Source organism: Erysipelothrix larvae, from assembly GCF_001545095.1.
In the GTDB taxonomy this organism is placed as follows: Bacteria; Bacillota_I; Bacilli_A; order Erysipelotrichales; family Erysipelotrichaceae; genus Erysipelothrix; species Erysipelothrix larvae.
This window is the reverse complement of record NZ_CP013213.1, coordinates 1,864,304-1,888,118: the sequence shown is the minus strand read 5'-3', so window position 1 is coordinate 1,888,118 and position 23,815 is coordinate 1,864,304. Positions and strand designations below refer to the sequence as shown.

15 protein-coding genes are annotated in these 23,815 nt (G+C 37.7%); 13 read left to right on the top strand and 2 right to left on the bottom strand.

The genetic code is table 11. The features are described 5' to 3' along the window. Positions 1 to 246: 246 nt before the first annotated feature. The 5 genes from AOC36_RS08630 to AOC36_RS08610 all read left to right on the top strand — a co-directional run bounded on the left by AOC36_RS08630 (position 247) and on the right by AOC36_RS08610 (position 10,299). A complete protein-coding gene (locus AOC36_RS08630; protein ID WP_067633387.1) occupies positions 247 to 1,098 on the top strand; it encodes an aldo/keto reductase in 852 nt (283 codons plus the stop codon). A gap of 35 nt (positions 1,099 to 1,133) precedes the next feature. Further along, positions 1,134 to 1,796: a flavodoxin gene (locus AOC36_RS08625; RefSeq protein WP_157777172.1), complete on the top strand. Its 663-nt coding sequence runs from the start codon at positions 1,134 to 1,136 to the stop codon at positions 1,794 to 1,796. Continuing rightward, positions 1,793 to 2,152, top strand: coding sequence for a nuclear transport factor 2 family protein (locus AOC36_RS08620; RefSeq protein ID WP_067633383.1), 360 nt, complete (start codon positions 1,793 to 1,795; stop codon positions 2,150 to 2,152). Before AOC36_RS08625 ends, AOC36_RS08620 begins: the two co-directional genes overlap by 4 nt. A 794-nt stretch (positions 2,153 to 2,946) precedes the next feature. After that, on the top strand, positions 2,947 to 3,453 hold the full coding sequence (locus AOC36_RS08615) for a M26 family metallopeptidase (RefSeq protein WP_067633381.1): 507 nt from the start codon (positions 2,947 to 2,949) through the stop codon (positions 3,451 to 3,453). An 84-nt stretch (positions 3,454 to 3,537) separates the two neighbouring features. Then, the gene (locus AOC36_RS08610; protein WP_067633379.1) at positions 3,538 to 10,299 is read left to right on the top strand and encodes an MBG domain-containing protein; all 6,762 of its coding nucleotides are present in this window, start codon (positions 3,538 to 3,540) and stop codon (positions 10,297 to 10,299) included. 397 nt (positions 10,300 to 10,696) lie between these two features. On the opposite strand, the gene AOC36_RS08605 is transcribed toward AOC36_RS08610, so the two are convergent. Beyond that, complete coding sequence (locus tag AOC36_RS08605) at positions 10,697 to 11,602, bottom strand: glycosyltransferase (RefSeq protein WP_067633377.1); 906 nt, start codon at positions 11,600 to 11,602, stop codon at positions 10,697 to 10,699. Positions 11,603 to 11,922: 320 nt separating this feature from the next. On the opposite strand from AOC36_RS08605, the gene AOC36_RS08600 reads away from it, so the two are divergent. The 3 genes from AOC36_RS08600 to AOC36_RS08590 all read left to right on the top strand — a co-directional run bounded on the left by AOC36_RS08600 (position 11,923) and on the right by AOC36_RS08590 (position 15,608). Next, positions 11,923 to 12,861 carry a hypothetical protein gene (locus tag AOC36_RS08600; protein WP_067633374.1) on the top strand — a complete coding sequence of 313 codons (939 nt, stop codon included), beginning with the start codon at positions 11,923 to 11,925 and terminating at the stop codon, positions 12,859 to 12,861. Between the two features lie 93 nt (positions 12,862 to 12,954). Further along, on the top strand, positions 12,955 to 14,709 hold the full coding sequence (locus tag AOC36_RS08595) for an MBG domain-containing protein (RefSeq protein WP_067633372.1): 1,755 nt from the start codon (positions 12,955 to 12,957) through the stop codon (positions 14,707 to 14,709). 170 nt (positions 14,710 to 14,879) lie between these two features. Further along, the gene (locus AOC36_RS08590) at positions 14,880 to 15,608 is read left to right on the top strand and encodes an HAD family hydrolase (RefSeq protein WP_067633370.1); all 729 of its coding nucleotides are present in this window, start codon (positions 14,880 to 14,882) and stop codon (positions 15,606 to 15,608) included. A gap of 22 nt (positions 15,609 to 15,630) precedes the next feature. Here AOC36_RS08590 and AOC36_RS08585 read toward each other — a convergent pair whose 3' ends face one another. Further along, a complete protein-coding gene (locus AOC36_RS08585) occupies positions 15,631 to 16,461 on the bottom strand; it encodes a hypothetical protein (protein WP_067633368.1) in 831 nt (276 codons plus the stop codon). A 218-nt stretch (positions 16,462 to 16,679) separates the two neighbouring features. Between AOC36_RS08585 and AOC36_RS08580 the strand changes: the two genes are divergently transcribed. From AOC36_RS08580 to AOC36_RS08560, 5 genes are all read left to right on the top strand, one after another. Further along, positions 16,680 to 17,765, top strand: coding sequence for a DUF871 domain-containing protein (locus tag AOC36_RS08580; protein ID WP_067633366.1), 1,086 nt, complete (start codon positions 16,680 to 16,682; stop codon positions 17,763 to 17,765). A gap of 327 nt (positions 17,766 to 18,092) precedes the next feature. Further along, positions 18,093 to 19,625 (top strand): LTA synthase family protein, encoded by a 1,533-nt coding sequence (locus AOC36_RS08575; protein ID WP_157777171.1) that lies wholly within the window; start codon positions 18,093 to 18,095, stop codon positions 19,623 to 19,625. Positions 19,626 to 20,057: 432 nt separating this feature from the next. Further along, positions 20,058 to 21,569: an LTA synthase family protein gene (locus AOC36_RS08570; RefSeq protein WP_067633362.1), complete on the top strand. Its 1,512-nt coding sequence runs from the start codon at positions 20,058 to 20,060 to the stop codon at positions 21,567 to 21,569. Beyond that, positions 21,559 to 22,440 carry a diacylglycerol/lipid kinase family protein gene (locus AOC36_RS08565; RefSeq protein WP_067633360.1) on the top strand — a complete coding sequence of 294 codons (882 nt, stop codon included), beginning with the start codon at positions 21,559 to 21,561 and terminating at the stop codon, positions 22,438 to 22,440. Before AOC36_RS08570 ends, AOC36_RS08565 begins: the two co-directional genes overlap by 11 nt. A gap of 17 nt (positions 22,441 to 22,457) precedes the next feature. Then, positions 22,458 to 23,621, top strand: a complete 1,164-nt coding sequence (locus AOC36_RS08560; protein WP_067633358.1) for a VanZ family protein — start codon at positions 22,458 to 22,460, stop codon at positions 23,619 to 23,621. Positions 23,622 to 23,815 lie beyond the last annotated feature (194 nt).

The following is a 23,815-nucleotide window of genomic DNA, read 5'->3' as shown; positions in this document are numbered from 1 at the left end:
GTGCCTTTACTCGAATTATAGCACAGTTATTTCTCGTTTAATTCTATAAAATAAGTTGGATTATATGCTAATTTTATAGAAGAAAAATAGATTTATAGGTCAGTGATTAATCAATGGTGAAAAGCCTGTTATTTGGTTTTATCGTGTGGGATCATGAGATTGATAAAAAGTCAAAAATACCCTTGACCGGTTGTTACTACCGTACTATAGAATAAGCGTATGGGTGAACCCCAAAAGGAGGACAACATGGAATATGTAACGTTAAATAATGGCGTCTTAATGCCTGCAGTGGGTTTTGGCGTCTTTCAAATCAATGATCACGATCAATGTGTGCAATCCGTATTGGATGCAATCGAATGTGGATACCGTTTGATTGACACTGCACAATCATATGGCAATGAAAAAGCAGTAGGGGAAGCACTTCGTAAAACAAACGTTGCGCGTGAAGACCTATTTATTACCACTAAAGTATGGATTAGTAATGCAGGGTATGACAAAGCCTATCAATCAATCCTTAAGTCTATGGATGACTTGGGAGTAAGCTATATTGATTGTGTCTTGATTCACCAACCCCTCAACGATGTCTATGGTACCTATCGTGCAATGACACAGCTCTACAATGAAGGTAAAATCAGAGCCATTGGTGTGAGTAACTTCTATCCAGATCGCTTAGCTGATTTTGCAATGTGTAATGATATCATTCCAACTATAAATCAAATTGAAGTGAACCCATTCCATCAACAACTTAAAGCACTTGAAATTAATGAAAAATTTGGTGTCTGTGTTCAAGCATGGGCTCCATTTGCAGAAGGACAACACGATATCTTTAATAACCCAGTTCTTGCATCCATTGGATCAAGGGTTGGTAAAACAAATGCACAGGTGATATTACGTTGGCTAATGCAACGCAATATTGTACCACTTGCGAAAACCGTCAACAAATCACGCATGAAAGAAAACCTCGATATCTTTGACTTCAGCTTAACAGAAGAAGATATGAGCCTAATCGCAACACTAAATACAGACAAGAGCTCCTTCTTTGACCACCAAACACCCGAGGCTGTAGAGCGCTTATTATCCCTTGTGAGAAACGTTTAGTGAAAGGTATGGGGGAATATACAAAACATTTCAAAATGATGGGTTTGATAGTATTGGTGTTCTTACTCAGTGCCTGTCAAACATCGCAACAAACGCCATCACAGAAACAAGACAACATCGAACCAAATACAAACACCAAGATCCTTGTTTTATACTTTAGCATGCCAGAAGATGAAGCAAACAACACGTCGGATTCAAACGCGCAAGCAAGCATTGTCGTCCGAAACAACACCGTCTATGGCAATGTAGAAAGTGTCGCAAACATAATTCATGAAACGATGGGTGGAGATATCATTGAAATAGAAACGAACCAAACCTACCCTTTAGATCATGAAAAACTGGTTGAAGTAGTCAGTCAAGAAAAAGAAGCCCAAGCACGACCAGAACTGACCCAAAACTTCAACTTTCTAAATACGTATGACACGATATTTCTCGGCTATCCAATATGGTGGTATGATTTACCCATGCCCCTGTATTCACTCTTAGAACAAGTAGATTTAAGTGGTATCACCATCATCCCATTTACAGTACATGGAGGAAGTGGTTTTTCCACAACACAAGAAACCCTTCAAACACTGCAACCTGAAGCAACCATCAGCAATCAAGGTTTTTCTCTTTCAAGAAACAACATGCTTCAAGCCAAAGATTCAGTGGAAGATTGGCTAAATGCAACCTTTAATTTAGGAGCATCATCATGATCAACACACACGAAACATCCAACCAACTATGGACCGGACTTAAAACACAAGATCAAGCACTGCTCACTCAAGTGTTACACCCAAATGCAATCTTTGTTCACATGGGAGCAACCATGACTCGCGATCAAGAAATTGACACCGTCATCAATAAAGGCATCGTCTATAAAGATGTCACCTTTGAAGCAAGTACACTTCATGAGTATGGCGATGTATCCGTACTCCTTAATACATTGACCCTATGTGCGGTTGTGGGAAACAATGAAGTCACAAACCGCTTTGTAGTGACTGAAGTCTACAAACAAAGTGATACCTTAACTCAGTGTATCTCAATGTCATTCACAAAGATCCTGTATTAAGACACGGTTTAGACTAAAAGCGATAGCATGTATTTCATTAAATAATAACCTAAAGCTGTGATTCATTTTGATAACTCACAGCTTTTGTTATGTCTAGCATACTTGAACATAAAAAGATTGTGTCATATACCCAATCAACCCGTTACAAACATGAACCTCAAGGCAGAAATGCGATCTTACCTTAAGTGAGACTTCTTTATACCAAACATCAGCAAATTCAATACACTATTCATCGATAAAGGGATGGATTGCTGGGTGTCGTGATGATGATCAAAGCGTAGCCACACGTATAAATTTCTCGTGCCTTCTTTCTTGAAAACACGAGCGTTTGTTAATGCAATCTTCAAACCATTAACTTGAACCCTGTGTATAAGGATCTATTGGATACATACTATCAAGAATAGTTCCCTAAACCATCAGTAAATTCCTCAACTGCTCCACACGCCATAATCACTTGAAACAACACGCTTCTCAGCAAAGAATACACTTTTAAAAAACCCCCTAGATAAAAATCAAACACTCCAATAGTATACGGTTCACAAAATTCTTTAAACAGATCAACGAAAGACATGAGTGCCTCATTCATTTCGAGTCTTGGTTTATAAAATAAAATAATGAACAGAAAGCTTCTAAACACCCTTATTGCAACCCCATACAAAAACATTCTTTCGTTATAACGAAACTTTATTTAAGCAAAAATATCTTCGAAAAGTGTATCATTTAGGTAGAAGATTGTGTGTTTGATTTTAGTTAAATCTGATGGTTTATCTTCTCACAAGAAGGAGGCAAAAAGTGTGGTAAATTTTAATAATATCCAAAAAAAGGTGATTGGTCTTTTACTAATTGTGACATTAGTCATAACCAATACATCGACAAGTATTGCATACGCAACCGGGGATAGTAATGGCTTTGCAGGAGGAAATGGTACAGCAGAGAATCCATACATCATCCAAACAGCAAAACAATTGGATGAGATTCGATATGGTCTCGATAAACACTATAAACTCGATAATGATATCGACCTTACAGTTTTCCTAGAAAACACACCAAAAGGATGGGTTCCTATTGGAACTGAAGATGATCCTTTTACTGGAACCCTTGATGGTAACAATCATCAAGTTACTGGGCTATGGATCAATGCCGGGTTTGAACTAGGTTTTTTTGGTTGGATTAAGGGTGGTACAATAAAGAACTTAGGTGTTGTTACAGACGAAGAAAAAAATATAATAGGGGTAAATACTATTGGGATATTAGCTTCAATCGCAGAAAATGTACAGATTGATAATTGCTATACAATATGAACCGTAACAGGAGAGGATACTGTTGGGGGATTTATTGCTTGGGTTTTTGGGGGGGACTCTAGCTTAATTACAAATAGTTATTCTATGGGACATGTAAAAGGTAGCTTTTCAGTTGGTGGGTTCGTGGGTTCAAATGACGGTATCATTAATACATCATTTTCCACAAGCACAGTGATATCTAGGTTTAGTGCAGGAGGGTTTGTTGGGTGGAATTTTGGAGATATAAAAAACAGTTTTTCAACTGGAAATGTCACAGGTAGTACTACTGCAGGTGGTTTTGTTTCGTGGAATAGCGAGAATAGTAGAATTTCAGAATGTTACTCTACCGGAGATGTTCTTAACGGAGAACTTGTCGGTGGGTTCATAGGTGATAATGACGGTACTGTGCGAAATAGTTATAGCATTGGAAAAGTAACTAAGACTCAAGATGTGGGTGGATTTTTAGGGGTTAGTTCAATGTCTGATGATGAACAAGCTAATGGGCTACTGATTGAATGTGTATATGATATAGAATCGTCACAAACAACCAATGGGGTTGGATATGCCGTGAAACCCCAGGACATAACAGGACTAACAACATCAGAAATGATAAGTAATACTTCGAAGAATATATTAGGCGATTCGTTCGTAATTCAAAGCCAGCCAATATCAAATGACATACACGAACTGGAAGTCACATACTATCCAGAATTAAAAGTATTTATTGAATCTGATAATGATGTATTCGTGAAAGAATCAAAAAAAAGTGTGAGCATTTATAGTGATACTACTTTGCAGGATAATGAAGAAATATTTGTTGATGGTGAAGGTACTAAGGAAAGTCCATTTGAAATATCAAATGCTAAACAACTTAACCATATTAGAGAACACTTAGATGCTTACTTTGTTCTCACTGAGGATATCGACCTTACAGATTTGCTAGAAAACACACCAAACGGATGGGTTCCTATTGGAACTGAAGATGCTCCATTTACTGGAACCCTTGATGGTGACAATCATAAAGTAACTGGTCTTTGGATTGAACAATCCAAAAATAATGATATTGGCTTTTTTGGTTATGCTAATAATGCAACAATATTAAACCTGAGCATAGTAACACATGATAATGGTATTACTGGTAATGAATTAGTGGGTGGTTTAGTAGGTCGATTGGAAGAAGGTCTTATTGACAACTGTACATTCACTGGAACAATAAAAGGAGTTTCTAGTGTTGGAGGTCTTGTAGGTATCAATGAGGGTCAAATTTCTGGATCTTATTCTACTGGTAGTGTCGAAGGTGAGTCTTATGTTGGTGGTCTTGTAGGTAACAATGGTGGTCCAATTTCTGGTTCTTATTCTACTGGTAGTGTCACAGGAAAATATACGGTAGGTGGGGCTGTTGGTTACAATTGGGATGAAATATCTGATTGCTATTCTACTGGTAGTGTTGTAGGGGAAGATGTTTTAGGTGGCTTTATTGGTGATAATCATGATAAAATCTTTACTTCATATACGACTTCCAAGGTTGAGGGAACTTATGCTTCTGCTGGTGGTTTTGTTGGCGAGAATTATGGAGAAATATCAGAATGTTTCGCAAGTAATGATGTACAAGGTAATAGTAGTGTGGGTGGCTTTGTGGGGTATAATCCTGATACCATTAGCAACTCATTCTCATCAGGTAAGGTATTGGGTCAATATGAAGTCGGAGGGTTTGCAGGGCATCACGATGGTATTATTGAGAATTCTTTTTCGACCTCAAAAGTAGTTGGAGATAACGAAGTCGGAGGGTTTGCAGGTGAATCAACAAATAACAGTAGCTTAACAAACATTTATGCTGCTGGAAGTGTTGAACTTAATGAATCATCCGATTCAAGTTATATTGGTGGTATATCAGGGAATGATTCTATACCAAACACTGTAATATCAGTATTCTTTGATAAAGAGTCAACAAATCAAACACATCCTTTTGGTAACTCAACCGGTGATACATCCTTAGGTGTAACAACATCAAGTCTTATTAGTGCAGGTGTACTAACAAAAGATGGTGTGATGGGATCCTTTGATTCATCAAATTGGACCAAACGAGATAGTGACGATACAGTGTTTTACTATCCAGAACTCAAAGCTTTTAGCAGTGGAATACATGAGACACAATCCAAAAATGCAGTAGCTGTAAGTCAAAGAGATGTTGTGGTGAACGAGATAAGTTCAACAGATCTTACCTATGGACAAACACTATCTGATTCAACACTTTCTGGTAAAGTATACGATAGTGTGAGCAATCTAGACGTTGAAGGAACCTTTGAGTGGATAAATCCAGGTGAAGTCTATGATACAGGCAAAGTAGAAGCACTTGCTGTTTTTACGCCAAACGACGATTTCTATAAAACAGTTAAGGACATCAAAGTTGAACTTACGGTAAATAAAGCAGCGGGTGCTAAGGTAAATAAACCAAGTGCTTCAGAAACTACTGCTAGCAGCATTACCGTAAATGAAGGAGCTTTAGAATCCCAAACTGGGCAATCCATTGAATATGCTATTGGGACCAATTCAACAACACCGGGAACATGGCAATCAAGTACCCAGTTTACAGGACTTCAAGAATGGACAGAATACTATATCTTTGCACGAAGTGTTTCAAACTCAAATTATGAAACCGGCGCGGTATCTGTGAGTGATGGAATAAGAACACTTGATAATACACCACCAAGTGGTACAATCTCAACAAAACAATCCGTATGGAATACGTTTATTAATTCAATAACCTTTGGTATATTTGGCAAGAACACCCTGCAAGTAACACTATCAGCTACGGATAACGAGTCAGGAATTAAGTCCGTTGAATATGTTATATCTGAAAGTGAACTCAGTGAATCAGACCTTAAAGCACTGACTAATATGACGTCGATATCAAGTGGTGGAAGCTTTACAATTAGCCCAAACTTTAAAGGGGTTGTCTATGCACGGATTACGGATAATGGAGACAATGTTACAGTGATCAATTCTGATGGTCTGGTTGTCTATGTTGATAGTCAACAAACTGCAAGTGCAAGCTTCACAAAAGATCAATCGAATGATCTCAGGGTAGCTGTTGAAATGAATGGCAATACGGTAAAACAGATTGTGAATAACAGTGATTCAAGTGCTCTACTGGATTCAACTCAAGTTATTGTTGGAACAGATACAATCACATTCACCAATGCATACCTTAAGACACTGTCTGTTGGAACGCATACCTTTGAAGTTTCATATTATCCTCTAGGTGTTAATACAACACCATCAGAAGGTAGTGATACACCATCAAACACAACCATTACCCTTACCATCAATCAGATTCCAACAAATCTAAATCTTAGTGATGGGTCAATTGAGAAAACATATGGGGATGCAACCTTTGATCTAAACACCCTACTGAGTGGTAATACAGGAACAGGAGCTCTTACATGGCGTAGTTCTCATCCAAGTATTGTATCTGTTGATGCAAATGGGGTTGTAACCATTCATGGTGCAACCAATACTACAGATGTAACCCTCACTGTCACACAAGCCAGTGATGCCGAATACACACAAGGCACTGCAAGTGCAACCATTACAGTAAACCGTAAAAATGCAACTGTAAATGTAGATGATCAATCCATGCTGTATGGTGAGACTTTACCTATCTTGACCTATAACGTGGAAGGACTTGTAGGAAATGATACCTTACAAGGGTCACTAAAAGTTACAGATACTTCTGTAGGGACCCATGATATTGTGGAAGATGCTTCGTTTACAAACGATAACTATACCGTAACTTTTAATAAGGGAACCATGGTGATTGGTGATAATGCACCTACAGGTAGCATTACCATTAAGAACTCACTGTGGGATTCATTCCTGAATACAATAACCTTTGGTCTTTTTGGTAAGAATTCACTCACCGTAACAATTACAGCTTCTGACAAAGAACCAAATAGTGTTCCAACACTTGAATACGTAGTATCTGAAAGTGAACTCAGTGAATCAGACCTTAGAGCACTGACTCAAATGACGTCGATATCAAGTGGTGAAAGCTTTACAATTAGCCCAAACTTTAAAGGGGTTGTCTATGCACGGATTACGGATAACGCAGGCAATGTTACAGTAATCAGTTCTAATGGTCTGGTTGTCTATGTCGATAGTCAACAAACTGCAAGTGCAAGCTTCACGAAAGATCAATCGAATGATCTCAGTGTAGCTGTTGCAATGAATGGCAATACGGTGAAACAGATTGTGAATAATAGTGATTCAAGTGCTCTACTGGATTCAACTCAAGTAATTGTTGGAACAGATACAATCACATTCACCAATGCATACCTTAAGACTCTGTCTGTTGGAACGCATACCTTTGATGTTTCATATTATCCTCTAGGTGTTGATACAACACCATCAACAGGTAGTGATACACCATCAAAGACAACCATTACCCTTACGATCAATAAGATTCAAACAAATCTAAATCTTAGTGATGGGTCAATTGAGAAAACATATGGGGATGCAACCTTTGATCTAAACACCCTACTGAGTGGTAATACAGGAACAGGGGCTCTTACATGGCGTAGTTCTCATCCAAGTATTGTATCTGTTGATACAAATGGGTTGGTAACCATCCATGGTGCAACCAATACTACAGATGTAACCCTCACTGTCACACAAGCCAGTGATGCTGAATACACAGAAGGCACTGCAAGTGCAACCATTACAGTAAACCGTAAAAATGCAACTGTAAATGTAGATGATCAATCCATGCTGTATGGTGAGACTTTACCTATCTTGACCTATAACGTGGAAGGACTTGTAGGAAATGATACCTTACAAGGGTCACTAAAAGTTACAGATACTTCTGTAGGGACCCATGATATTGTGGAAGATGCTTCGTTTACAAACGATAACTATACCGTAACTTTTAATAAGGGAACCATGGTGATTGGTGATAATGCACCTACAGGTAGCATTACCATTAAGAACTCACTGTGGGATTCATTCCTGAATACAATAACCTTTGGTCTTTTTGGTAAGAATTCACTCACCGTAACAATTACAGCTTCTGATAAAGAACCAAATAGTGTTCCAACACTTGAATACGTAGTATCTGAAAGTGAACTCATTGAATCAGATCTTAGAGCACTGACTCAAATGACGTCGATATCAAGTGGTGGAAGCTTTACAATTACCCCAAACTTTAAAGGGGTTGTTTATGCACGGATTACGGATAACGCAGGCAATGTTACAGTGATCAATTCTGATGGTCTGGTTGTCTATGTCGATAGTCAACAAACTGCAAGTGCAAGCTTCACAAAAGATCAATCGAATGATCTCAGTTTAACTGTTGATATGAACGGCAATACGGTGAAACAGATTGTGAATAACAGTGATTCAAGTGCTCTACTGGATACAACTCAAGTTCGTGTTGGATCAAATGCAATCACATTCACCAATGCATACCTTAAGACACTGTCTGTTGGAACGCATACCTTTGATGTTTCATATTATCCTCTAGGTGTTACTACAACACCATCAACAGGTAGTGATACACCATCAAACACAACCATTACCCTTACCATCAATAAGATTCAAACAAATCTAAATCTTAGTGATGGGTCAATTGAGAAAACATATGGGGATGCAACCTTTGATCTAAACACCCTACTGAGTGGTAATACAGGAACAGGAGCTCTTACATGGCGTAGTTCTCATCCAAGTATTGTATCTGTTGATGCAAATGGGGTTGTAACCATTCATGGTGCAACCAATACTACAGATGTAACCCTCACTGTCACACAAGCCAGTGATGCCGAATACACACAAGGCACTGCAAGTGCAACCATTACAGTAAACCGTAAAAATGCAACTGTAACTGCAGATGATCAATCCATGACATTTGGTGAGACTTTACCTACCTTAACGTTTAAAGTAAGTGGACTTGTAGGAAATGATACCTTACAAGGGTCACTAAAAGTAAACGGAACTTCTGTAGGAACTCATGATATTGTGGAAGATGGTCCGTTCACAAACGATAACTATACCGTAACCTTTACAAAAGGGTCCATGGTAATCGAGAAAACCAAGGAACTTGAAACCGTTATTAGTTCAGTTGAAAAAGTAGTGAGATCCATGCCTTTACCTGAATTAGAAATGGAACGACATGATGCGGTGAGTTTTGCGGATGCTGTTGCGGAAACAGTGAATGCATTTAATGCACTCAGTGAAGAAGAAAAAGCACAATTACCGGATGAAGTTAAGGAACAACTGGTAGAAGCACAAGTGCAAGCAGGAATCATTAACCACACGACTGAACAGGCTACAGTTGAAGGACTGAACTGGGATATTCGACTTGTTGTAGAAGAACTTTCTCAACAAGCAACTGATTTTGAAAGCATTCGTGAAAGTATTGAGGCATATGATGTTCTGTATCTCTTTGATATTTACCTACTCAATACATTAACTGGGGACAGACATATTCTTAAAGAAGGCGATGTCGTGACCCTTGTATTTGAAGGCATTGAGTTTGAAGAAGGCACTGAAATCATGATTGTCCATCAACTAAAAGATGGAACACTTGAGTACATTGACGCAACATTAAAAGATGGTGTAATTACCTTCATCGCAACGTCTTTCAGTTACTATGGAATTATTACGAAAGATAGTTATGATGGTGATGTTCCATCTCAAGAAGTGCCGTCTACACCAAGTGAGCCACAGGTAAGTGGTCCTGAATCAAAACCAAGCACCGATTTACCATTAACGGGTGTTTCTCAATCAAGAACACCTGCATATCTCATTGGCTTGGGTGCTGTCATGATGATGACAAGTTATAAACCAACTAAGCGCAAACGCAAGAAGGTTTAAACAACCACGATCGCATGATGAACCTATCATGATAATATGAATACAAAACATGTGTTTTCACCCTTCGTAATGACGGACAATCCGCCCCGATTACGAAGGGTTTTTTTGAAGCTTTAACTATTACACAAACAACACAGTCATCATCAAATCGGATTCCATTGGATGGATCGCTGTGTAATTCAAATTACTTGGATTTGGTGCTCCATCTTGAGGGATATGCCATGAAATCAAGCAATTCAAAGGGATGATTCATTACGGACGATACCTTAAAATAAAAGACAGCCCTTGATGTTCTTTAAATCAGGTGCTGTCTTATAAACGATACATGAGATGTTTTGGACTATGCAAAGACTTGATTAGCCTAAGTTTGGATAATTCGGTGTGATCGTTTTTAAAGTTAAGAGCGAATCAAGTATAAGAAATCCGCAAGCCAGAAACGGGGTATTGCATAATACTTTAGGTCTTTTAAGTTGATGATCTGTTGGATAATGTGGCGGTTCTTTAAGATATAAAGACGCTGTTGATAGACATTGATTTGCTTGTTTATGGCTTTAACTTTCTTAGTATCAAGCTCTAAGGACTCAATACACCGGCGCATGACATCAAGATCACTTTGGATACTCTGAATTCGATACGATGGATCGTTTTTTCCTGTGTCAGACGCATTGTGATCATGACGGATGAAATTCATCAAGGATTCGGGATAGTGTGCAAGACTGTCTTGAACATACGCTACACTCCATAAAATAGCATCATGGGCATCTTGTTTGTTCCATATCTTTAAATAATCGTCCACAAGATGCTTACGTATTGCATAGGAACATCCAGGTAAACTTGGGCGAATCCAGTTGCTCGAGAACGCAAGTGGGGAGACTTTTTTGGTACTTTTGATGTGAGTTTTGCGAACTAAGACGGATGAATCCGAAGTATATATAGGTGTTACATTGGAAGCAATCAGTGCAATTGAAGCATCATGTGCCATGATATCAACAAGTGTTTCAACTTTATGGTCAAACCAAACATCATCTTGGTCACATAAGAATATGACATCACCCGTTGCTTCTTGAAGCAGTGTTGTGAAGTTTTCACGATGCCCCATGTTTGTGGTGTTGATGCGTAAAGACCAGTGTGAGAGTGAATGCTTGAGGATGAAACGTTGAATGAATTCAACTGTGTTATCGCTTGAACAATCATCACGAATCAAGACTTCATCCGGTTGAACTGTTTGATTAAGGATACTATCGAGTTGATCTTGGATAAAGTGTTCGCCATTATATGTTGCGATGATACATGATATTTTCATGGGGGAAAGACTCCTTATCGTCCAGTTGATCTATCCCCTATTATTCGTGATTTGATATAAAAATAATATATGAATTATCAAACCCTTCAGTTTTTTAAAGATGCGTATTATTGTTCCTGTATAAATTCAGGTTTTAAAGGGGGTGTTGTATAAGGGGTGATAAATGCTTTGGGTTATGAATCACGATTTGATTGAAAAGTGAATGATCGTTTTTTTCGTTATAACGAAATTTTATTATCACAATATCACTGTGAATAATCGTACAATTAAAGTAATCAATACTTGAGGCTATACTTCAAGATATTCAGGAGGCAAACCCTATGACACCATTCAAAGAGATAAAGAAAGTATTGCTCAAACTCATCATCTGTTTCACACTGATTATCTTCAGTGTCTCAACACAGATCACACAGATATCAGCAGATGATACACATGATTTTGCAGGCGGAACAGGGACCCGTTCAGATCCGTATCAAATAGAAACAGTAGACCATCTAGATAATGTGCGAAAGTATCTCAATCAAACGGTGTATTTTCAATTGAACAATGACATTGATTTAACAACATTCTTAGAAGATAAACCTGCAGGGTGGAATCCAATCGGAACGGTTAAATTCAATTCTTTCTCAGGTCATTTTGATGGAAAAGGTCATTCAGTTACTGGGTTATGGTTTAAACAGAATAATGCCCCAACAAATGACCAGAGAAATAATATCGGATTGTTTGGATATACACAGGATGCCACAATCACTAATCTTGGTGTGGAAACAAACGATACGATGGGTGGGATTAATATAATTGATGATGAAATTGGATTAAATGTTGGGATATTAGCGGGATACTCAATTAAAACAAAAATTTCAAATTGTTACTCCAAAGGTAAGATATCAATTTCAAGTTATTATATAAATGTAGGCGGACTATTAGGAAAGATAGAGGGTTCTGAAGTTCTTGAATCCTACAGTGATGTCAATCTCAGGATTAGTGATTTTATTTTTAATGTGTCGTTAGGCGGTTTAATCGGAACCAGTATAGCGAGTAATGTATTAAAAAGTTTCGCAATCGGAAGAATATCTGATGAAATTGGTTCGAATATCACTGGGAATGTAGGAGGATTTATTGGGACTTTGGATACTGCTAATTTGATAAACGCTTTTTCTGACAATTATTCAAATATGTCCGTATCAACTACAAATAGCTGGGTTAATGTTGGTGGATTTGCAGGGCTAATTTCTAGTGGAAGGATTCAAAAATCATAGGCATTTGGACCAATAAACGCTAACGGAAGTAAAGGCGGGTTTTCGGGAGGTACAAGTTATGAGAATACCAATGTTGTAAACAGTTATTATAATATGGAAACTACAGGACTGAGTGAGGCGAATGGGTATGTCGTATCTGGAACGAGCTGTCAACAAGCAACTGGCCTCACGACATCACAGATGATTAGTATGGATGTATTGAACTTGAGTACTGGAAGTATGGGATCATTTAATCCATCTATTTGGACAAAAAGAGCCTGTGATACAGACAATTGTTACTTCCCAGAGCTGAGTGGTATGAGTCAAACCAATGAAACAGTTTCTAAAGAAAGTACACGGTTTTCACGATTACCCATATCAATGAAAGATGCTGTATATGGTGACTTTATTCCAGGAGAAACATTGAGTCAAGTCAAGTTGAGTGCAAGTTTTTATGATCAAAACAACAATCCAGTGGAAGGTATCTTTTCCTGGGTTACACCTTCTACAGGTATAACCAAAGGAACCCATACATATGATACTGTATTTACGCCGAATGATTCAAAATATAAAGTGTTAACGGGAAGTGTGGATGTACAGATTGGGACACAAAGAACCCTTTCATTTACAGTGAGTGATCTTACTAAAACATACGGTGATGCGCGCTTTGATCTCTCAACGCTTCTAAACGGTAATCGAGGAACCGGTGCACTTACATGGACAAGCAGCCATCCACATCTTGTATCCATTGACCAATTGGGGATTGTGACACTACACAATGCAACAAATGGCACAGTAGTAACACTGAGTGTGACACAAGCTGATGATGATCAATATTATGATGGATCGGCTTCCCTTGATCTCATCGTTAACAAAAAATCAATCACAGTGAGTGCAGAGGATAAAACGATGATTTTTGGAGAAATGATGCCTGCATTAACATATACAACCACTGGACTTGTAGGAACGGATACACTGGTTGGATCATTAAAGGTAAGTGATAATACAGTTGGAACCCATGATATCGTGCAAGATAAAACCCTATCACATGACAATTATAATATTACGTTTCTTAAAGGCAGGATGGTTATTCAGTATCCACAGGCAGTTAACGATATACGGGATGAGATTGAGCTGATTTATAGAAACCTATCAACGCAAAAAACACCCACAACCCATGAAGAAGCACTGAAGTTTGCGGATGAAATCGCGATGCTAAGTGTTGCATATAATGCATTGAGTGAACAAGAAAAAGGACTCATTTCTGAAGAAACTAAAGAAAAACTGGCGTTGGTACAAAAACAAGCAGGTGAAACGAATCATATCAATGACTATGCAATGGTAGAAGGATTACCCTGGGAAGTAAGACTTATCACTGAACCGCTATCAAGTACGACGCACGACTATAGAACCATAAGAGAAAATATGGAAGATGTAGAAAACTTAACCCTGTTTAATATGACCCTTTGGAATACGTTAACCAATGAACGTTACACACTGAGCGAACAAGAGATCGCAATGATTACCTTCAGAGACTATATCGCAAAAGAAGGGGGTGAAATCGTGATTGTGCATCAACTTAACGATGGAACCCTTGAATATATAAACCCAACCCTTAAGGATGGATGGGTAACCTTTGGTGCCACATCCTTTAGCGCCTATGGAATCGTTGAGAAATACAGTCCACCAAAAGAAACACCACCAAGTAGTAATGTAAATACAGGAAATACAACACCCGACACATCACAAGAGACTAAAACAGATGAAACGCTACCCAAAACAGGTGTAAGTCAATCCTACATACCATGGTATGCTTTGGGAATTGGTCTAATACTCTTAGGGGTAAGTAAGCGTCGAAAAAACAAATAGACAATCATCAATCCATGTTTAAGAGCTTAGAAATAGGCTCTTTTATCATAAGTGCTGATCTACTATGATGGAGGTCGTATCATTTAAGACACGGGGACTAGAAATCTAAAAGGATTATGGCTGGGCTCTTTTGATGTTTGGTATAATAGATAAAAGAGAGGTAACAAGATATGTTTGATAATATTAAGGCAATTTACTTTGACCTCGATGATACACTCATTAATATAGGGGGAACATCAGCACAAGCATGGGAAGTGACGTGCCAACAACTTCTAATCGCTTTTCCAGAACTGGATCTACCCAAAGCTGTGATTCTTGATGAAGTGATTCATGAACACGCTGCATACTTAAACAATCCTGCTCGTATTGCTGATTTTACAGGCAGTGTGTATGAACTTAGGCGACAAATACTATTCGCTGCACTTAAGAATCTTGAGTTTGAAAAGAAAGAAGCAGTTCTTGAATTTATGCTGACTCAGTTTCCAATCAATCGTAACGAAATGATTTCATTGTATCCATATGTCCACAAGACACTGGGTGCGTTAAAACAAAGAGGGTATAAGCTCGCACTCATTACCAATGGTGGGGGTGAGGTTCAGATGGAGAAGATTCAACATTTTAATCTTGATCCCTATTTTGATGTGTTATGGATATCAGGTGATCGAGGATATTTTAAACCCGATCGAAGGGTCTTTGAAACAGTATCTGACGAACTGGGTGTAACACTCAAAGAAGCATGCATGGTGGGCGATAATTATAGTTGGGAAGTAAAAGCACCCATTTGTTATGGTATGAAGGCAATATACTTTGATGGGCATCAAAAAGGACTTCCCAGGGAAGTCCAAATCAAACCACATTGCATTATTTCAAGTATGTCAGAGCTGTTGGAGCTCTTCTAAGTAAACATGGTTAAAAGGTATGTTATACTTGAACCAGTGTGATGATAATATCCGTAACACCGACGTCATAACAGGTTTTAATCATCAAATCAAAATCAGTTCCGACTGCATCCCACAGTGATGAGTTGGAATCATAGTATGCGTTAACCGATTGGATTGTTTTCGCAACAACACGATAGTTTCGTGTTTCACCATTTTCAAACTTAAGGGTAATGGTGTTGCCGACATTTGCATCATATACTAATTTACCTGCAGCATAATAGTGTGCAAATAGAATGTCAAAGGTTGTAGCGTACGTTACATCTTGCCAAAGACCATAGGATCCAGGATTGGTGTCAATGAAGTTTTGTGCTACCTGTGTATTAAGAGCAAGTTCCTTAAATGGGTATTGGGTTCCATTAAGGGATACGTATTGACTTAATGACTGTTTAGGGGCTTGAACAGCCGGTTCTTGTGCTTGTGGGGCAGGTGTTTCAGGTTGCGTTGAAGCGGAAACAGTTTCTTGTTTTGGTGTCGTTTTAACCACAACTTCCGCTTGTGCTTCTTGAGCTTTTTTTAATGCGATTGCTTCTTGTTCAAGCGCTGCTTGAGCCTCTTGCTCAAGTCTTAATCTTTCTTGTTCAAGTGCTCTTTCTTCATCCAATGCTTCTTGAGCTTCTTCAAGTACTGTTTCAAGCGGTACGTCATAAGCTTCACTTACAGGGTCATAAATAGCACTCTTCTTGTTGTGGGTTTCGTCAAGAATGATGGATGGGTCAGATATTGAAGTGGCATTACTCGCACCAGTAAGTGTTAAAAAACCAGACACAACTATCACGAGCACATCTTTAATAATCTCTTGTATGAATAACATAGTAACCCTCCTTGTTTTACACTGAAACTATAAACTATAAAACATATCTGTTACAAAGGTTATGCTTTGGTGTGTCTGTTTGTTTTTTCACGAACAATTTTTTTATACATGTGAACAATTTACTAATAATTTAAGCATAAGAAAATTATTTAGACACCACCGATATCGCAATAATGACGCAGATGATGTACAATGAAAGTGCTTAAAGGAGGCACATTATGTTAGGTATATCAATTTATCCAGAAAAGAGTTCATTTGAAGAAAATAAACGATATATAGATACGTCTGTATCGTTAGGGTTTGGACGCGTTTTCACAAGTTTATTAGAGTTAACGGGTGATCAAGAACAGGTTTTAGCGAATTTCAAAGCAATTGTTGAATATGCAAGTTCAAAAGGAATGCAAGTTATTGTTGATATTAATCCAATGATTTTTAATCAACTGGGAATCTCTCATGATGATTTGTCGTTCTTTCATGACTTAGGTGCTTATGGCTTACGCTTAGACATGGGGTTTACAGGCCGTGAAGAAGCAATCATGACACGAAACCCTTATGGGCTTAAGATTGAGTTGAATATGAGTATGGGAATCTCCAATGTGGATGTAATTATGCAATTTAATCCAAAGAAAGAAAACCTGATTGCATGTCACAACTTTTACCCAATGCGTTATTCAGGATTGGATGAAGCATTCTTTAAGAAAACAACTGAAAGTTTCACAAAGCATAACTTAAGAACTGCTGCTTTTGTTACTACACAAACAGGTCAATTGGGTCCATGGCCGATGCAAGATAGACTGTGTACCTTAGAAATGCACCGAGATCTATCCATTGAAGCCCAAACAAGTTACTTTGTTATGGAAGGGTCAATGGATGACATCATCATTGGTGATGCATTTGCCAGTGATGAAGAACTTGAAAAGATGTCAAAAGCATACTTCGCACAGTATCCTGAAATCGAATGTGTGCTTGAAGATAACATCTCAGCTATCGAAAAAACGATTGTGAATGAAGTGGTTCATAGTTACCGTGGGGATTACAATGGGTATATGATTCGCTCAAGCATGCCACGGATTACATACAAAGAAATACCAATTCAACCCGTGAATACACATGATGTCTTAAAACGAGGCGATATCATTATTGGAAACAACGCCTTTGGTCAATACAAAGGGGAACTTCAAATTGTCTTAAAAGAAATGAAAAACAAGGGACAGGTTAATGTTGTAGGTCACTTGACAGACAATGGATATGCATTACTAGATTGCATCAAACCATGGTCAAACTTTAGACTCGTTACAAAATAACAAATACACACACAAATGGGGTCTCTTTTTACTAAAGGGGCCCCATTTGTGTTGAGCTAATTGATATCTGGATCTGTCAATCATCAAGTCAAATCGTTTATCCACAATGCACGAAATACTTTTGAGATACCTGATCTAATTAAACAAAACAATATTTTTTTTGTGATTAATTTTTGCAGAGTTAATGTTAATAGAGCATAATTACCTAGATATCAACAAAGTTGATACCGATGATAACCTTAAAATTGAAAAAAATTGGTGTATAATAAAAGTAAGGTGAACTTTTTATTAGTTTTATTAATGATGATTAAAGTGGGGGTGTATAACGTGAAAAGATTTGTGAAATGGGCGAATATTGTTTTTTGGGTCGGTCTTGTGGGATTGTTTGTACTCCCTTTATATCTCATTGATTCCTCAGGTGAGATGGACTTTGAACAAATCCTCTATGTAATGGTTAGTAAAGGGGATGGTGCGAACTATACTATGTTCTTTGACTACCTTTGGTTTGGCTTGCCTTATTTCATTGGCTTTGGACTCTTATTTTGGGTTGGATATACACTCACAAAGAAACAACCCAAACTATCCTTTGAGAGGTTTGGAAAGAAAATCGAAAAGGTAGTTACCTTTAAACCCACACTGAAGAAAGCTGTGTTAAGTGCATTGGCTGCAGTCTTGGCGTTGGGATCATTTGCAAACTATAAGTTGAACATTTGGGGATATGTCAGTGAACGGTTGAATCCTGGGTCTCTATATGAAACCTATTATGTGGATCCAAATGATGTTTCGATTCAATTTCCACAGGAAAAACAAAACCTGATTTATATTGTATTGGAATCCATGAACACAAACTTCACAAGCATTGAAATTGATGATGAAATTGTGAATTTGATTCCAAATCTAGAAACATTGGCGAATGATAATATTAACTTCTCTTCATCGTATGGGTTTGGTGGCCATGTTCATGCACGAGGATTAACTTGGACGGCCGCAAGTCTTGTTGGGCAAACCAGTGGTGTGCCACTACAGATTCCAATTACAAGTGAACCAACATCATTTGGGATGAATGGTGAGTATTTACCCGGTCTTACAACACTGGGCGAAATCTTACAGGGTAATGGGTATTCGAATTACTTCTTTATGGGGTCGAATGCCGACTTTGCAGGACGTCGTCAATACTTTGAAACCCATGGGAATTATGAGATCTATGATTTGAGTTATATGAAGGAAATTGGGTACATTCCTGAAGACTATAATGTGTTTTGGGGTATGGAAGATTCCAAGATGTTTGATTATGCGAAAGATAGAATCTTAGAGATTGCATCCAATGATGAACCGTTTAATATTACCATGTTAACGGTGGACTCTCATTTTATGGATGGTTATACGGATGCATCGTGTAAGACGGAGTATTCCGTAGATTATGCAAATGCCTTTGCTTGTTCAGATAGCATGGTTCGTGAGTTTGTGACGTGGATTCAAAACCAAGATTTCTATAAGGATACGACGGTAATTCTTGTTGGGGATCATAATTCAATGAATAATGATTTTATGCAACGGACAACCAGTGATCAATACGCTATCTATAATGCATTTTTAAATGTGAACCGTGAGGTTGATGAAACACGGATTAAAAACCGTGACTATACGGTGATGGATTTATTCCCTACAACATTATCTGCACTGGGTGCAACCATTGAAGGGGATGTGTTAGGTTTGGGTGTGAATCTTTTCAGTAAAGAAGAGACGTTGCTTGAACGATTAGGGACTGATTTGCTGGATGAAGAACTGGCGAAGAAGTCATATTACTACGAAAATCATTTCTTTAAAGAAAGGGAACCAGCGCGTACTGGTACGCATTGATTCTCTTTATATTAAGAGATATAGACAATATTGATAGATGCTTTTTACATAACCTGTGTCATAATAAATTGGTATAAAGTATGTAAGGTGGCATCCGGGGGGGCTTATGATTCAATTTATGTGTTATTTCGTTTGTGCAATGTGTTGTATGAGTGGTGAATTAAAACGAAGCGGTGAGTCACTCAAAACACCGCTTGATCAAATCGTGTACACTGTTCAGAAACTAAATTGCGATAAATTGAGTGATTCATGCTTTTCTTATTATACTTCCAAATACTCGTTTTATCTGTTTGTCAACATGTGTGTTTAACGACTCATTTACATTTAAGTATTTGATGTGTGGGTGGTTGGTGTCAGGGATCATACCACAGGGTTTGGTTCATTGTAGCACAACATGTATCAATTTGGGATAAAGGCTGAAAGGAAGTAAGAATGAAGAAGATAAAGTTTATGCTTAAAGGTGTGTGTGGGATCGTTGTGACATGTTTATTTGCAGCACCGATATTTCTTGAACAACAGTTTGGTGAGATGAATATTGACCAAATTCTTTTTGTATTGTTGAGCAGTGGAGATGGTGCAAATGTGGATATTGTTTATGAGTATCTTATCTTTGTAATACCCTACGTGCTCATGTTCATAGGGATTGTTTTAGTGTATCAATTCATCAGTCGCTATACAATTTCCTTTAAGATTAAGTTCTTTAATAAAACATTTCATCCTAAGATTACCTTTGAACCATCCCTTTTAAAATCTGTGATTATATCCCTATGTGTCATAGTTGGGTTGGTGTTCTTTGTGGATTCGCATCTTGATGTCGCAGGCTATGTCAGTGATCGCTTAAACCCAGGAACGATGTATGAAACGTATTATGTGGATCCTGAAAGTGTTGAGATAAGGTTTCCACAAGAAAAACAAAACCTGATCTATATTGTCTTGGAGTCCATGAATACAAATTTCAGTGAGATCGTGGTGGATGGGGAAATCGTAAATTTGATCCCAAATCTTCAAGTGATTGCGGAAGAAAACGTGAGTTTTTCAAATAGTGCGCAATTTGGGGGTGCAGTACCAATGGCAAATCTATCATGGACTTCCGCAAGTCTTGTGGGTCAAACCGGTGGGGTGGAGTTACACGTTCCCATTGATGGAAATTCCTATGGTACAAGTGGTGTCTTCTTACCAGGATTAATAACACTGGGAGAAATTCTTGAAGCACAAGGATATTCAAACTATTTCCTCATGGGTTCGGATGCAAACTTTGGTGGCCGACAGATATATTTTGAAACCCATGGCAACTATACAATATTAGATACGAAATATTTAAAAGAAATTGGTTATGTACCTGAGGATTATCATGTGTTTTGGGGTATTGAAGATCGTAAGTTATTCGACTATGCGAAGGAATTACTGCTTGAAGTTTCAGGGTTTAATGAACCCTTTAATGTATCTTTGTTGACGGTGGATACCCATTTTATGGATGGGTATACGGATGCATCGTGTGAGACACCTTTTTCAATTGACTATGCCAATGCGATCGTATGTTCTGATAAGCTTTTGGATGAGTTTCTAGGGTGGATTGAAGATCAAAGCTTTTATGAGAATACTACGGTCATCTTAGTGGGTGATCATCACAGCATGAACAACAGCTTTCTGATTGAATCGGTGAATAAAGTCTTTACAACATATAATGCCTTTATGAATGTGAATGTTGATGTTGATGAGAGTGAGTTTACCTATCGAGATTTCACGGTGATGGATTTATTCCCAACAACCTTGGCTACGCTGGGTGTTGAGATTGAAGGAAATCGATTAGGGTTGGGAACAAACCTGTTCGCGCATGAAGAAACATTGCCTGAAATGTTAGGTTTTGATAATTTAAGCGTTGAGCTTGCGAAGAAGTCTTTATTTTATGAAAGAAACTTTTTGAGGTTAACCGATGATGAATAATAGAACCCTGCTTATTTATAATCCGGTATCGGGGAAAAACTCAGATGACCTGGATGCGATTGAATGTATATTGAATCAAGGATTGGTTCACTATGATGTATTGAAGACTAAAAATGAGACTTCAATTGACCAGTACTTAAGGTTAAAAAAAGATAAATATGATATGATAATAGTCGCAGGTGGTGATGGCACCATCTCGCAGACAATTGATGCAATGATGTATTATGATATCGCCAGTACGATGTGTATTTACCCTAAAGGATCCACCAATGAGTTTGCGATGGCTTTAGGAATTACCAAAGAGAGTCTTAAAAATATTGTGAATAAAACACATGAAACATTAAAGATTGATATTGGAACCTATAATGGGAATCGATCCTTTATTTATTCCATGACCTTTGGAAACTTTACCCATGTAACCTATCAAACACCCCAACAACTTAAAAATGTGTTTGGTCATTTAGCGTATTGGCTCTATGGTTTTTTTTCATTCTATTTTCTTAAATTGAGAACCTATGAAATGACTGTGCGGTGTGATGATCGTGTCTATGAAGGTCAGTTTGTATTTGGTGGTATCTCAAATTCAAATTCAGTTGGAACCATCCTTCAGCTTCCTGAAGTGTCATTTAATGATGGTGTGTTTGAACTGATGTTGATTCGTAAACCAAAGAAGCACAAAGACTTTAGGCATATTCTTAAATCACTTGTACTTAAAAATTATGATAACGACATGTTTATATTGGATAAAGGGAAAGCAATCAGCTTTGACTCTAAAAGAACGCATTCTTGGAATAAAGACGGTGAGTTTGCAGGAAAACTGGATTCACTCAACGTCACAGTCCATAAGAAGTATCTTACCCTTTATCGTTAACTTAAAGGGGTGACTTAATGACTTGGGATTTTAATTTTGCGATTAAGACATCGATATTTGTCTTTCCGTTTTTAGCACTATTACTCACAATACCATTCTTAGTATATCAATACTTAAAATATGGTGCGGCACATTGGTGGCGTTCAATTACGATTTATTCGATGGTATTTTATTTAATGACTGCATTGTTTACCGTTGTGTTGCCTCTGCCAACGCGTGCTTCAGTTGCGCAAATGACAGGACCCGAAATGCAACTTGATTTTTTTAACTTCTTAAATGAGTTTAGAAATCAAGGACTCAGAACACAAGGGTTTGATGCATGGATTACATTTATTCAAACAAAAGAATTCCAACAAGTATTCTTTAATGTATTATTAACAGTACCCTTTGGCGTATATCTGAATTACTATTTTAAGCAAAACTTTTTTGTGACCATGATCTTAACCTTTGCACTCTCATTGTGCTTTGAGTTGATTCAATTATCTGCCCTCTTTGGTTTTTATCCAAGACCCTATCGACTCTTTGATGTGGATGACTTGTTTTTAAACACCTTGGGTGGTGTAATCGGGTATCTAATTACACCAATTATCGTAGCGCTCTTTCCAACACGTGATAAAATGGATGAAGATCAATACAGTCGTGCCCAGTATGTTACCGTTGGACGTCGTTTGGTAGCACTGGCGATTGATGTGGGCTTATGTGCACTGATTGCCTTTGTTGTGGTGTATTTCACTTTTGATACTCCTGAGTTTATGAAATATATGACTCAACCCAAAGAACTCATCAAACTCTTTATCCAACGGCCAATCTTATTTGGGATTCCAATGGGGATTGGCGTATTATACTTTACATGGATGCCATGGATCACCAATGGGTTCACCCTTGGAAAACGTTTGGTACGGATTCGACTGACATCACTTAAAGAAGATCATTTGAAGTTTTGGAGATTGTGTGTGCGCTATGTCTTTATTGCATCCATTATCTTCATTATGTATGGATGTGCAGCACAGCTTATCGCAATTCGCCACATTACTACAGATAATCTTGAAGGAATTATGACTGCGATGATCATCTTATTGTTCTTAGGCTTTGCTTTATTGATTGATTATATTTACGCACTTGCAAACAAGAAACCAATTTTCTATGAAAGAGTGAGTACGATTGTGAATCAAGCAATCTAATTTACGCTAAAAAAGACACAGGTAAAATACTCTGTGTCTTTTTTATGTTGTTTAAAAAAATATGACTTATTTTATACTCGGTGTGAATAGAAATATATCATTTCCCGGGTAAAATGTGATAGAAAAATGTGAATTTTAACAAAGTTTGAACATAAAATCAAAATTGTGTATAATTTATAAGCATAAATTAAGTT